Genomic DNA, 13,278 nt, shown 5'->3' on the forward strand with positions numbered 1-13,278 from the left:
TCGCCCCGCACACGACAGGACACCTCGCATGACCGACACCACGCTCCCGCTCACCGACCCGACCGGCACTCGCCGCGAGGCGTTTCTCGCTCTCGTGCGGGACGAGGACATCATGCACAGCCTCGACAACGTCCCCGATGACACCCTCGTCAACATCGGTCTTGGGCTCGCTGTCGAGGCGTACGAGAACCGATGGGAGGGAACCCGAGGTCTCGCCGTCACCCGCTTCGGCGTCCCCTCCGACGTCATCGAGCTCCTCGCCGCCGCCGCCCTTGCGGCGCTGTTGCCGACCATGGGCGCCGTCATCCTCGCACGCCCGAACGAGGCCACGCTCGCCAACCTCCGCGCATGGCTGGCATCGCACGGTTTCCGCGCCACGCCGACACGCCGCTCGGGAAGCGTCAAGGGACGCCGCCGATGAACGCCTTACACCGCGTCACCGCCGACGACCTCGACGCCATCGCGCCTCTCGTTCCTCGTCGCGAACGCCACCGCCTCGCCCATCACCTCAACCGGCGCATCCACTACGCGATCGACTCGCCCCGGCGTGCCCCTTCGGGGTACCGGCGCCCCTACTCGCTCCGCCAATGGGAGGCCCTGCCCGAGGTCAAACGGGTCGAGGTGCTCACCGGCCACCTCGTGGCTCAATGGCTGAAGGACGGCCACGCACGGCACCGCGAGGACTGACAGGCCCCAAGGCATCCACCCGCGTGTCATCGCCGACAACCCTCCGTGCAGGGTGGGCGTGTAAACGCGCATTCCCCCGAGCCCCTCCCCTCACAATGAGCCTCCGCTCGCCTGATACGCCCATAAGGAGGCGCCGAATGAATACTCCTGCTCCTGCCCCCTCGCCTCCCGACCGCGCGCTCCTCCTCGACCCGCTCGTCATAGTCGAGGACGGCGACGACGGTTCCTCCCTAACGCCTCTGGCCTCCCTCGGGCACACGAGGGCGACCGCGACACCGGACATTCCTCGGGCCGCCGGTTCCCCCTGGCCGTTTGCTGGACGGGGGCGACTTCTGGACCCGCTCGTCACCGTTCGGGACGGTTCACGCGGCCCCACCCTCGTCCCACTCGCCGGGCTCGCCCTCGTCCGCTAGTTCTCCTCACCAAGGCCCCCGCTCCCGTCATTTGGCGCGCGAGCGGGGGCCTTCTGCGTGCACCGGTCCCGACGGGTCGCCGCGCCCGACCCCGCCTAGGAGCCCCATGTCCGCAAGCGTCATTGGACACGCCACCCTCGATATCGTCCCCTCGTCCAAGGGTTTCGGCTTCGCCCTCTCGGGCGACCTCGCACCCATCGGGGACGCGGGGGGCAAGAAGCTGGCCGACGGCGTCGGAGGTTTGCTGAAACGTGCCGTCTTGCCCCTTGCTGTCGCCGCGGGTGTCGCCGCGGGTGTCGCCGCGGTCGGCGGGTTCGTCGGCTCATCTGTCAAAGCGGCGGGCTCTCTGGAGCAATCCCTAAGCGCCATCGGCGCCGTGTTCAAGGGCAACGCCGGGCAAATGCACGCGTGGGCTCGCGGCGCGGCCATGGACGTCGGCCTTACCGCCAACGAGTTCAATGAGCTCGGCACCCTCCTCGGCTCGCAACTCAAGAACGCCGGGACGGCCATGTCCGACCTCGCGCCGCGCACCAATGAGCTCATCGGCCTCGGTGCCGACCTGGCCTCCATGTTCGGCGGCACCTCGAAAGAGGCCGTCGAGGCAATCTCCTCCGCCCTTAAGGGCGAGCGCGACCCCATCGAGCGCTACGGCGTGAGCCTCAAGCAAGCGACCATCGACGCCAAGGCCGCCGAGCTCGGGTTCGTCAAGGTCGGCGGCGCACTCTCCGCCGAGGCCACCACCGCCGCCACGCTCGCGCTCATCATGGAGCAAACCGCCGACGCACACGGCAACTTCGCCCGCGAGTCCGCCACCTACGAGGGCACCATGCAACGCCTCTCGGCGTCCTGGGGCAACATCACCGCGACCATCGGCCAAGGGTTCCTCCCCATCGCCACCGCGGCGCGCACCGTCCTCCTCGGCATGATGCCCGGCGTGCAAAGCGCCGCCGACTGGTTCGCCGGTCTCGCGCCCGCCGTCCAAGGCGTCACCGAGCTCCTCCTCTTCGGCAACTACGACGCGGGCCTCTTCACAGCGCTCGGAGGCATCACCGAGGACTCCGCCATCGTCGACATCCTGCTCGACGTGCGCGAGGCCATCCTCGCCCTGTCCACCTCCGCCGACCCCGCCCCGCTCGCCGACCTCGCCGTCGGCATCATCACGAGCGGCGCGGGAGCTCTCGCCGGTCTCCTCACGAGCCTCGCGACGATCCTGCCGGGCATCATCGCCACCGTCGTCGCCATGGCGCCCTCAATCCTCTCCGCCGCCACCGGGGCATTCACCGCGCTCGTCACCGCGCTCCTCACGGTCCTCCCGGCGCTCCTCGCCGCCGTCCTCGGGATGCTCCCGGCGATCTACACCGCCATCCTGAGCATGGGCGTGCTGTACCTGGACGCGGGCGTCCAGCTATTCGGCGGCCTCGTCACGGCGCTCGTGGGGGTGTTCCCTCCGTGGGTCGCCGCGCTCGTCGAGCTCTACCCGGCCCTCGCGGAGGCCATCCTCGGCATGCTCCCCAGCGTCGTCGAGGCGGGAATCTCGTTGTTCAACGGGCTCCTGCAAGCCCTCATCGAGCTCCAACCCGTGCTCCTCACGACGGTCTTGGGGCTCCTCCCGGTGCTGATCACGACCCTCGTGAGCATGCTCCCCGGCCTCGTCACCGCGGGCATCGAGCTCTTCCTCGGGCTCGTCGTGGCGATCCTCCGGGCGCTCCCTGCGACCATCACCACGCTCGTCGGCATCCTGCCCGCGCTCGTCTCGACGCTCATGGGCATAGTCCCCACCCTCATCGCCACGGGCATCGAGCTCTTCCTCTCCCTCGTCAAGGCCGTCGTCACCGTCGTCCCTGAGCTCGTCGGCACCATCGTCACCAAGGTCGTCCCGACCGTTGCGGGCGCCGCCCTGGACGCTGTCCCGCGACTCCTCCAAGCGGGCGCCGACCTCATCGCGGGACTCGTGCAAGGACTATGGGACGCCGCGGGACAGGTCAGCGCCATGCTCATCGACCTCATCGGCGGCGCCGTCGACGGCTTCCTCGACTTCCTCGGCATCCACTCGCCCTCGCGCCTGTTCCGCTCATTCGGCGCGCACATCGGCGACGACCTCGCGCTGAGCATCGGTCACATGGAGGACGACGTCACCGCCGATGCGCTCGCCCTCGCCGCCTCGGACTACGAGGCCGCCGAGGTCGCCGTCGGCGCGGGCTGGGCCGCGGGCACCGCGGCTGCGCTCGCCGAGCTCCGCAACGGCAACGCCGCACACCACGCCACGACGTTCGCGGACTACTCCACGTCACGCGAGGACAAGCAAGCCAAGCTCCAGCGCGCCCATCTCAACCTAGAGCGCATGATCGGCACCATGCCCGGGCTGTAGGGCTACCGTCGCTTACCGCCCCCGGGTGACCCACCGTGCACGATCCCGGGGCGGCCCGTGACGTAGATGCCCCGGTCTCGCCCCCGCGGGGGCCGGTCGTCGACCTTGCGCCGCCTGTCGTTCGCGACGCCGAAAGCCTCGTCAAGCTCGCTCGGTTCCTCGGTCTCCGGCGCACGCCTCGGCGTGAAGAGACCGGCGCCTCGCCTCGCCTCGAACCGCTCAGCCCGCGCCCGCTCGACGGGCGCACTCGTCCCCGGCTCCTCGCACCGCGCGCCGCGAGCATCCGTGTGGATCGACATGCGCCCGTCGGGCCTGAGCGCGTGCGACTCGTGGCACATGAGGCACTCGCGGAACCTGAGCATATGCCGACGCTACCGGCTCCCCCGGGCGTCGTGTAAACGCATGTGCCCGATTGAGCCGTCAGGGGTGGGGGGTGACTCCCCCACCCCCCCTCCCTTCCCTCCCGGTGCGGCATAGCGTCCGCCTGTGGCTACGTATCGCTCGTTTGTTTTTCGTAGACCCCGTCTGTTTCCTCAACCCCGCCCATGGAGGCGATCATGCAACGATGCACCGGCCCCTGTGGGCGCCTCATGCTCGTAACCGACTTCCCGCGCCGCGCCTCCGGCCAGTGCTGGGACTGTCACACCCGACGCCAGCCCGACCACCTGGGCTACGACCTCAACTCCGACCGGCGATAGCTCGCCCGGGAGAGATTGGACCCCCCGAATGCCTAGCCCGCTCCCCCCTGCCCTGTCCAAGCTGGAGAGCCGCCTCGGACTCCCCGAGGGCTCGCTCGTCGACGCCGACAAGGCACGCGCCGAGGACGCCATCGACGACGCCACGACTCTCGTTCTCGCCGAGGTCGCCGCTACCACCGCTGACCGCTGGGGCGTTGCGGCGCCCGCCGTTGTGGAGCTCATCGTCCTCAAGGCCGCACGCCGCGAGTACGAAAACCCCCGCGGATTCGCTCAAGAGACCCGTGGCGAGCACTCCGCCACGCTCGCTGAGTCCTCCGGCGTCTACCTCACGGGCCGCGAGGTGGCGCAAGTACGCCGCGCCGCGACGGGGCGCCGCGGTTTCGTCGGCTCCATTCGCACCCCCTCGGCCTACGAGACGACGGCGACGGCATGACCCCAAGGGCCTACATCGTCGGCACCTTTATCACCCCCGACGGCAAGACACGCGCTACCGGCACCATCATCGTCGAGCCGCACGGGCCCACCTTCCTCCCCGACACCACCCCACCGCTTATTGTTCTCCCGCGCCCCATCCGCGTCGAGCTCGTCGACGGCGCGTTCCCCCTCCTCGGTCTCGTCCCCGCGCGCTACCGCGTCAGGTTCCGCCTCCAAGGCGCCGCCATGCCCGCTCGCGACATCGAGCTCACCGCCGCGCACACCGAGGTCAACCCCCTCGACCTCGCCCTCGCAACCAACGCACCTCGCACCGCATGACCAACGCCCCCGGCCCGCTCTCACGAGCGCGCCGGGGGCGTTTCGTCGTTTCCGAGTCCCGCTACGCCGCGAGCTCGTGCTCCACGCGCACCGTTCCCTCATCCGTGGTGCGCCCGCCCCCGAACCGCTCCTCGGCCACGCCCGCGATGGCCGCCAGGTCGCTCGCCGACAGCACCGTCAGCGGGAAGGACGACGGCGCGCCGCTGTGAACGTCCAACGCTCGCACGAGCCGCGACCACCGTGCGACGGCATCGTCGAGCGCATTGGCCCGCGGCTCAGGAGCCTCAACCCCTATGACCACGCGAGAACGGAGCTCAAAGACACCGTCAACACCGCCCGCCGCGACGAAATCGTCGACCACATCGGCTAGCGCGCGGCGCCACGCGGCCACAAGAGACGGGCACCCGTCCTCTCGCCCCCGCATCCGGCCCGCCCAGGTGTAGGCCGCCGCCTCCATGTTGCGCCATCCGAAACGCGAGACCGCTAGCTCAAACTCATGCACTTTCGTAACCCCATTCAAGTGCCGTCCATCGGCGCCAAGACTGAACGTAGCATCGGTTTTTTCCCGATCAGACCACGTAAAGTGACTCACGCAAGTCGTCACAGTTGGCGTGGGACACTAGGTGAATGAGCCCCAGGGATACGACCCGACCCGAAAAGTTGCTTTTACTCGATACCGCGTCCCTTTACTTCCGCGCGTTCTACGGCGTTCCCGACAAGGTGAAGGCGCCTGACGGCACGTCGGTCAACGCGGTGCGGGGTCTGCTCGACATGATCGCCAAACTCGTCACCACCTACGAACCGACGCGGCTGGTGGCGTGTTGGGACGACGACTGGCGCCCCGCGTGGCGCGTCGACCTGTTGCCGAGCTACAAGGCCCACCGCGTCGTGGAAGCGATCCCGGCCGGCACCGATGTCGAGGAGGTCCCCGACCCGCTCGAGGCGCAGATCCCCGTCATCCGCGAGGTGCTCGCCGCGCTCGGCATCCCCGTCGTGGGGGCGGCCGAGCACGAGGCCGACGATGTGATCGGCACCCTCGCCACGCGCGCCGACGCGCCTGTCGACATCGTCACCGGTGACCGCGACCTCTTCCAATTGGTCGACGACGCCCGCGGAATCCGGGTCGTCTACACGGCGCGAGGGATGAGCAACCTCGAGATCGTCGACGATGCAACCGTCGTGTCCAAGTACGGCGTGCACGCCGAGCAGTACGCCGACTTCGCCGCGCTGCGCGGGGATCCCTCCGACGGGCTCCCCGGCGTCCCGGGCATCGGGGAGAAGTCGGCGGCGACGCTTCTCGGCGCGCACGGGTCGCTGGACGGCATCCGCTCCGCCGTCGCGGACTCCACCGGGGGCACGCCGGCCCAGCGCGCGAAAATCGCCGGGGCCTCCGACTACCTCGACGTCGCCCCCACCGTCGTCCGCGTCGCCCGCGACCTCACCCTCGCACCCTTCGACGACCGTCTGGGCTCGGTCGATCAGGCGGCCGCGCTCGCCCTCGCCGAGACGTGGAACCTGGGCACGGCGATGACCAGGGCCCTCGCCGCGGTTTCGCGCTGAAGCTCACCGCGGGCGTTCGAGCCATTCGCGCAGACGGTCGAGCGGCCACGTGGTCACGATGCGATCGACCGGCACACCCGCGGCCTCCGCCCGCGCGGCGCCGTAGTCGAGCAACGACAGCTGCCCGGGCGCGTGCGCGTCGGAGTCGATCGAGAAGAGGCACCCCGCATCGATCGCGAGGGCGAGCAGGTCGTCGGGCGGGTCCTGCCGCTCGGGCCGCGAATTGATCTCCACCGCCACCCCCGACTCCGCACACGCGGAGAAGACGGCAGCGGCATCGAAATCGGACGGCGGACGCGTCCCTCGCGCCCCCTCCACCAGCCGGCCCGTCACGTGCCCGAGCACATCGACACGCGGATCGCTCGCCGCGGCGACCAGACGCCGGGTCATCGGCCCTCGCTCCATGCGGAGCTTCGAGTGAGCGGATGCCACGACGACATCGAGCTCGCGCAGCAGCTCGTCCTGTTGGTCGAGGTCGCCTTCATCGAGGATGTCGACCTCGATCCCGGTGAGAAGGGTGAACCCCTCACTACGATGGCCGCGGACGATCTCCATCTGCTCCCGCAGGCGCTCCGGGGACAGCCCGTTGGCGACCGTGAGACGCGGGGAGTGATCCGTCAGTGCCAGGTACTCGTGCCCGAGGCCGCGAGCGGCATCCACCATCGCCTCGATCGGGGTGAGCCCGTCGGACCACTCACTGTGGCTGTGCAGGTCACCGCGCAGCCGAGCGCGCAACTCCTCCCCGCCCGTCGGCGCCGTCTCGGCGCGCAGTGTCGCCAGCCGTTCCGGCACCTGGCCGGCCAGCGCCTGCTGAATGACGGTGAAGGTCGATTCGCCGATGCCCGCACGACGACGCAGAGCCGGGTCGTGGAGCTCCTCGGGCGTCAGCCCCGCGATCGCCGCTGCCGCGGTGCGGAACGCCTTGGACTTGTAGCGCGAAGACCTCTCCCGCTCGAGCAGGTACGCGATCTCGGTCAGCGCCTCGAGCGGGTCCACGGACTACTCGGCCAGTTCTTTCGAGGTCTGCACCCAATCGTCGAGCTTCGCCGCTGCACGCCCGTCATCGATGGCCGCGACTGCGTCGGTCATCGCTTCGGCGAGACGCTCGAGGATCGGACGCTGCACCTCGGCCGCGTCTTGGAAGAGCCGGTAGGAGACCAGGCCGGCGGCGGCGTTCAGAAGCACGATGTCGCGGACGGGGCCTGCCTGACCGGCGAGCACGCGTCGAACGACGTCGGCGTTGTGGTCCGGTGACCCGCCGAGCAGGTCGTCGATGTCGGCGAGAGGGATGCCGAGATCCCGCGGATCCAGATCATGCTCGTGCACGTCGCCGCGGCTGATCTCCCACACGCGGCTGTGCCCGGTCGTGGTCAGCTCGTCGAGTCCGTCATCACCGCGGAACACCAGGGCGGTTGCCCCGCGTGTCCGGAAGACGCCCGTGATCAGCGGCACCCGATCGAGGTGCGCGACGCCCACGGCGTTAGCCTCGGCGCGGGCGGGGTTGCACAGGGGGCCCAGGAAGTTGAAGACCGTCGGAACGCCAAGCTCGGCCCGCGTGGGGCCGGCGTGGCGGAACCCGGGGTGGAACGCGGACGCGAAGGCGAACGTGATGCCCGTGCGATCGAGCGTCTCGGCCACCTTCTCGGGCGTGAGGGTCAACGCGATCCCCAGCGACGACAACACGTCCGACGATCCCGACGCGGAACTGGCGGCGCGGTTGCCGTGCTTGACGACCGGGACTCCGGATGCCGCCGCCACGATGGCCGCCATGGTCGACACGTTCACCGTGCCGAATCGGTCGCCGCCGGTTCCGACGATGTCGAGTACCTCGGCCCGGACCGGGAGCGGAACCGCCGCCTCGAGGATCGCGTCGCGGAAGCCGACGATCTCTTCGACGGTCTCCCCTTTGGCGCGCAGCGCGACCAGGAATCCGGCGAGCTGCGAGGGCGTCGCCTCGCCGGCCATGACCTGCCTCATCGCCCAGGTCGATTCGGAGACGCTGAGGTCGTCGCCGGCCAGCAGCGACGAGAGCAGATCGGGCCAGGTGAAGCGTTCCGCCATGCGATGATCCTTTCACACGCGTGTCGTCCTGCCGCATCGGCGTCCATGCCGTCGCGGATGCCGATAGATCTTGCTCCGTACCGGGGATTCCTTGCTAATTCTGAGGCTTCCCTAAGTCTCGACGATGGAATATCTCATGTTCGGGATGGGATGATCGGGCCGCCGGATCGCGCATAATGGAACGGTGACGACCTCAGCGACGTATTCCCAGGCCGTGCGTGCCGTGAAGCGACCCGACCCGGTCGCCGTTGGCACCATCGTGTGGCTGGGCAGCGAGGTCATGTTCTTCGCCGGCCTGTTCGCGATCTACTTCACCTTGCGCAGCACCTCCGCGTCCCTGTGGGCCGAAGAGACCCAGCTGCTCAACGTCCCCTTCGCCCTGGTCAACACGCTCATCCTCGTGCTGTCCTCGGTCACCTGCCAGATGGGCGTGTTCGCCGCCGAGCGGTACCAGCCGTACCGCACCGGCAAGGCCACCGGCTTCAAGCAGTGGGGAATGGTGGAGTGGTTCTACCTCACCTTCATCCTCGGCGCGGTCTTCGTGTCGGGTCAGGTGTGGGAGTACGCGACGCTGGTAGCCGAAGGCATGCCCATCAGCGCCAACCCCTACGCCTCGGCCTTCTATCTCACCACCGGCTTCCACGCCCTGCACGTGACGGGTGGCCTCATCGCCTTCTTGCTCGTGATCGGTCGCGCGTACGCCGTGAAGAACTTCGGGCGCAAAGAGATGACGACCTCGATCGTCGTGTCGTATTACTGGCACTTCGTCGACGTCGTCTGGATCGCCCTGTTCTTCGTCATCTACTTCCTCAAATAAGAGAGCTGCACTTCACATGGCACGCGAGAAGAAAACTCGTCGGGCGTCCGGGCGCCGTAGCCCCTTGGCCGCCGCTGCGCTGATCGGTATCGGACTCCTCCTCACCGGAGGCGTCTACGCCGGTGCATCGGCCGCGATGGCCGCGACCTCCACCACGCCCGTGAGCGAGGCGAACTCCGCCAGCGCGGTCGAGGAGGGCGAGAAGCTGTTCCAGGCCAACTGCGCCACGTGCCACGGCCTGAACCTCGAAGGCAGCCAGCAGGGGCCGTCGCTGTTCGGTGTCGGCGAGTTGTCGGTGCATTTCCAGGTGTCGACCGGCCGCATGCCGCTGCAGGCCCAGGGCCCGCAGGCGCCGGTCAAGCCCGTCCAGTTCACCGACGAGCAGATCAACGCGATCGCGGCCTACGTGCAGTCGTCCGCCCCCGGCCCGCAGTACCCGACCGAAGATCTGGTCGACGGCGAAGGCGATCTGTCGCACGGTGCGGAGCTCTTCCGTATCAACTGCGCGATGTGCCACAACGTCGCCGGCGCCGGTGGCGCGCTGACCGAGGGCAAGTGGGCACCGGACCTCCACACCGTCAGCCCCGTGAACATGTACGCGGCGATGGTCACCGGACCGCAGAACATGCCGGTCTTCAACGACCTCAACCTCACCCCCGAAGACAAGCGCGACGTCATCTCCTACCTGATGTACCTGCAGAAGACCGACTCCCCCGGTGGTTACGCCCTCGGGTCGCTGGGCCCGGTCTCCGAGGGTCTGTTCATCTGGATCTTCGGTATCGGGGCGCTCATCGCCCTGACCGTGTGGATCACGGCGAAGTCCAACTGACCGTCGTCTTCGACATTACGTAAACGCACGAGGAGCACCATGGCACACGAGGACGACGCACTCGAGCACGAGAGGGCTTCCTGGAAGCCCGGCTCGGGGCTCGCCGTCGCGGTTCCCGACGCCGCCAGCAACCCGGGACTGCCCGGTCACCGTCAGCGGATGACCGACAAAGACCCGCAGGAGATGAAGCGTGCGGTCCGCACGGTCTACACCCTGTTCTACGTCTCGGTCGCGGCGAGCATCTGGGCGAGCATCGCCTACATGATCTTCCCGATCGAGTCCGGCGCGATGATCGACATCCGCTACAACAACCTCTTCATCGGGCTCGGCATCGCTTTCGCGCTGCTCGCGATCGGCATCGGCACCATTCACTGGGGCAAGTCGGTCATGTCCGACAAGGAGTACATCGAAGACCGGCATGCCACGCGCGGACGCGACGAGGTTCGCGAAGGTGCGATCAACGTCTTCGTCGAGGCCAATAAGGATTCGGGATTCGGTCGTCGCGAGATCATCCGCAACTCGATGTTCGCCGCCCTGGCCGCCTCCATCATCCCGGGAATCACCCTGTTCCGCGGTCTGGCACCTCAGGATCAGGACCCCGTGAAGCTGCTGAGCCACACGATGTGGAAAGAGGGCATGCGCCTGTCGCACGACCCCTCCGGTCGTCCGATCCGCGCGGCCGACGTCACGCTCGGTTCCGCGTTCCACGTCATCCCCGAAGAACTCGCCGGCCTCGGTCACGACGAGGGCTACCTGGAAGAAAAGGCGAAGGCGATCGTCCTGCTCATGCGCATGCAGCCGGAGCAGCTCAACCCCGAGACCAACAACCTGGACTGGTCGTACGACGGCATCATCGCGTACTCGAAGGTCTGCACGCACGTCGGCTGCCCCGTGGCGCTGTACGAGCAGCAGACCCACCACCTCCTGTGCCCCTGCCACCAGTCGCAGTTCGACGTCGCCAACGGTGCGGCCGTCATCTTCGGCCCGGCCGCCCGTCCCCTGCCGCAGCTCCCCATCACCGTCGACGCCGAGGGCTACCTCGTCGCGCAGAGTGACTTCCACGAGCCCGTCGGCCCCAGCTTCTGGGAGCGCTCATGAGTACCGGTACTCACCCCACCGAGAACGTCACCACCGAACCGGCGGTCTACTCCGGTCCGCCGAAGGCGCCTGCGGGTCGTGACGGCAAGCCGCTCGGCGGCCGCTTCGTCGGCGCTACGGCGAACTACCTCGACGAGCGCACGAGCATGTCGGGGCTGGTCAAGGAGCTCGGCCGCAAGGTCTTCCCGGACCACTGGTCGTTCATGCTCGGCGAGATCGCGCTGTGGAGCTTCGTGGTGGTGCTGCTGTCCGGCACGTTCCTGACGTTCTTCTTCCAGGCATCGATGGTCGAGACGCACTACAACGGTGCGTACGAGCCCATGCGCGGCATCGCCATGTCGGCCGCCATGGAATCCGCCCTGCACATCTCGTTCGACCTGCGCGGTGGCCTCCTGGTCCGCCAGATCCACCACTGGGCCGCGCTCGTGTTCGTCGCCGGCATCGGTGTGCACATGCTCCGCGTGTTCTTCACCGGTGCGTTCCGCAAGCCCCGCGAGCTCAACTGGGTCGTCGGCTTCATCCTCTTCATCCTCGCGATGGCCGAGGGCTTCACCGGCTACTCGCTCCCCGACGACCTGCTGTCGGGCAACGGTCTGCGCATCATCGACGGCATGATCAAGGGCCTGCCGATCATCGGCACGTGGACGTCGTTCCTGCTCTTCGGCGGCGAGTTCCCGGGCACCGCGATCGTCGGCCGCCTGTATACGCTGCACATCCTGCTTCTGCCGGCGATCCTCGTCGCGCTGCTCGCCGTGCACCTCATGCTCATGATCATCAACAAGCACACACAGTTCGCCGGCCCCGCCCGCACGAACAGCAACGTCGTGGGCTACCCGATCATGCCGGTGTACGCCTCCAAGATGGGTGGCTTCTTCTTCATCACCTTCGGTGTGATCGTCTTGATCGCCGCCTTGGTGACGATCAACCCCATCTGGAACTACGGTCCCTACGACCCGTCGCCCGTCTCCGCCGGTACACAGCCCGACTGGTACATCGGCTTCGCCGACGGCATGCTGCGCCTCATCCCGCCGCACCTCGAGTTCGTGCTGTTCGACCACACGTTCTCGTGGAACATCATCATCCCCGTCGGCGTGCTGGGCTTGTTCATCGTCCTCGTGCTGATCTACCCCTTCATCGAGGCGTGGGTCACCGGCGACAAGCGCGAGCACCACATCGCCCAGCGTCCGCGCAACGCGGCGACCCGCACCGCGATCGGTGCGGCGGGTGTGACGTTCTATGCGGTCATGTGGGCGGCGGCCTCGTCGGACATCATCGCGACGCATTTCCACCTCACGATGGAAGGCGTCATCCACGTCCTTCAGGCTCTGCTGATCGTCGGCCCGATCCTCGCGTACTTCGTCACGAAGCGCGTCTGCATCGCACTGCAGAAGAAGGACCGCGAGATCGCTCTGCACGGATACGAGTCGGGCCGTATCGTCCGTCTCCCGGGCGGAGAGTACATCGAGGTCCATCAGCCGGTGGACGAGTTCGAGCGCTGGAAGCTCGTCGACAACGAGACGTACGAGCCCCTCGTCGTCCGCCCGAACGACAAGGGCCAGATCCCTTGGCACGAGAACATCCGTGCGTCGGTGTCGCGCTGGTTCTTCGAGGACCGCCTCGCCCCGCTCACGCAAGCGGAGATCGATGCGGCCGTCGCTCACCAGCACCACGAGCTGGATCACATCTCGCACGAGGAGACCGACGAGATCGCCGGCGCCAACGCTCGCGCCGACGAGGACGGCCGCCCGCGGAACGCTGTAGGCGAGCGCGTGGAGGTCGAGATTCCCGCTCCGAAGGGTCTGGGCGAGCCCAAGCACGACAAGGGCGAGTAACACACTCCTCAATGAAGAAGCCCCGGTGCCGACGGCACCGGGGCTTCTTCGTGTCCCCCGACCTCAGAAGGAGCTGCTGGCTGACAGAGCCAGCCGGGCCTGCCCACCGGGCCCGCCCGACCGCTCTGGCAGGATCCCGCAGGACCATGGCATCCGGAGCCC

13 protein-coding genes are annotated in these 13,278 nt (G+C 68.2%); 10 read left to right on the top strand and 3 right to left on the bottom strand.

What is annotated here, in order from left to right; all coding sequences use genetic code 11:
- The first annotated feature begins 28 nt into the window (after positions 1–28).
- The 5 genes from MT347_RS09830 to MT347_RS09850 all read left to right on the top strand — a co-directional run bounded on the left by MT347_RS09830 (position 29) and on the right by MT347_RS09850 (position 4,919).
- Positions 29–421: a hypothetical protein gene (locus MT347_RS09830; protein WP_243500611.1), complete on the top strand. Its 393-nt coding sequence runs from the start codon at positions 29–31 to the stop codon at positions 419–421.
- The gene (locus tag MT347_RS09835; RefSeq protein ID WP_243500612.1) at positions 418–687 is read left to right on the top strand and encodes a hypothetical protein; all 270 of its coding nucleotides are present in this window, start codon (positions 418–420) and stop codon (positions 685–687) included. Before MT347_RS09830 ends, MT347_RS09835 begins: the two co-directional genes overlap by 4 nt.
- A gap of 519 nt (positions 688–1,206) precedes the next feature.
- Positions 1,207–3,468, top strand: coding sequence for a hypothetical protein (locus MT347_RS09840; RefSeq protein WP_243500614.1), 2,262 nt, complete (start codon positions 1,207–1,209; stop codon positions 3,466–3,468).
- Between the two features lie 726 nt (positions 3,469–4,194).
- Positions 4,195–4,599 carry a hypothetical protein gene (locus MT347_RS09845; protein WP_243500617.1) on the top strand — a complete coding sequence of 135 codons (405 nt, stop codon included), beginning with the start codon at positions 4,195–4,197 and terminating at the stop codon, positions 4,597–4,599.
- Positions 4,596–4,919 carry a hypothetical protein gene (locus tag MT347_RS09850; protein ID WP_243500619.1) on the top strand — a complete coding sequence of 108 codons (324 nt, stop codon included), beginning with the start codon at positions 4,596–4,598 and terminating at the stop codon, positions 4,917–4,919. The genes MT347_RS09845 and MT347_RS09850 overlap by 4 nt, the downstream gene beginning before the upstream one ends.
- 61 nt (positions 4,920–4,980) lie before the next feature.
- Here MT347_RS09850 and MT347_RS09855 read toward each other — a convergent pair whose 3' ends face one another.
- Positions 4,981–5,280: a hypothetical protein gene (locus MT347_RS09855; protein ID WP_243500621.1), complete on the bottom strand. Its 300-nt coding sequence runs from the start codon at positions 5,278–5,280 to the stop codon at positions 4,981–4,983.
- A gap of 266 nt (positions 5,281–5,546) precedes the next feature.
- On the opposite strand from MT347_RS09855, the gene MT347_RS09860 reads away from it, so the two are divergent.
- Positions 5,547–6,479, top strand: coding sequence for a 5'-3' exonuclease (locus MT347_RS09860; protein WP_243500623.1), 933 nt, complete (start codon positions 5,547–5,549; stop codon positions 6,477–6,479).
- A 3-nt stretch (positions 6,480–6,482) separates the two neighbouring features.
- Here the strand turns inward: MT347_RS09860 and MT347_RS09865 are convergent, their stop codons facing one another.
- Positions 6,483–7,475 (bottom strand): PHP domain-containing protein, encoded by a 993-nt coding sequence (locus MT347_RS09865; RefSeq protein ID WP_243500625.1) that lies wholly within the window; start codon positions 7,473–7,475, stop codon positions 6,483–6,485.
- 3 nt (positions 7,476–7,478) lie between these two features.
- Positions 7,479–8,540 (bottom strand): anthranilate phosphoribosyltransferase, encoded by a 1,062-nt coding sequence (gene trpD / locus MT347_RS09870; protein ID WP_243500627.1) that lies wholly within the window; start codon positions 8,538–8,540, stop codon positions 7,479–7,481.
- 184 nt (positions 8,541–8,724) lie between these two features.
- On the opposite strand from trpD, the gene MT347_RS09875 reads away from it, so the two are divergent.
- From MT347_RS09875 to MT347_RS09890, 4 genes are read left to right on the top strand one after another with little or no spacing between them, the layout of a single operon-like run.
- Positions 8,725–9,357 (top strand): heme-copper oxidase subunit III, encoded by a 633-nt coding sequence (locus tag MT347_RS09875; RefSeq protein ID WP_308194229.1) that lies wholly within the window; start codon positions 8,725–8,727, stop codon positions 9,355–9,357.
- 16 nt (positions 9,358–9,373) lie between these two features.
- The gene (locus tag MT347_RS09880) at positions 9,374–10,186 is read left to right on the top strand and encodes a c-type cytochrome (RefSeq protein WP_243500629.1); all 813 of its coding nucleotides are present in this window, start codon (positions 9,374–9,376) and stop codon (positions 10,184–10,186) included.
- Between the two features lie 39 nt (positions 10,187–10,225).
- Positions 10,226–11,284 carry a ubiquinol-cytochrome c reductase iron-sulfur subunit gene (locus tag MT347_RS09885; protein ID WP_243500631.1) on the top strand — a complete coding sequence of 353 codons (1,059 nt, stop codon included), beginning with the start codon at positions 10,226–10,228 and terminating at the stop codon, positions 11,282–11,284.
- Positions 11,281–13,116 (top strand): cytochrome bc complex cytochrome b subunit, encoded by a 1,836-nt coding sequence (locus tag MT347_RS09890; RefSeq protein ID WP_243500633.1) that lies wholly within the window; start codon positions 11,281–11,283, stop codon positions 13,114–13,116. Before MT347_RS09885 ends, MT347_RS09890 begins: the two co-directional genes overlap by 4 nt.
- Positions 13,117–13,278 lie beyond the last annotated feature (162 nt).

This window comes from Microbacterium sp. VKM Ac-2923 (genome assembly GCF_022815605.1).
Taxonomy (GTDB): Bacteria; Actinomycetota; Actinomycetes; order Actinomycetales; family Microbacteriaceae; genus Microbacterium.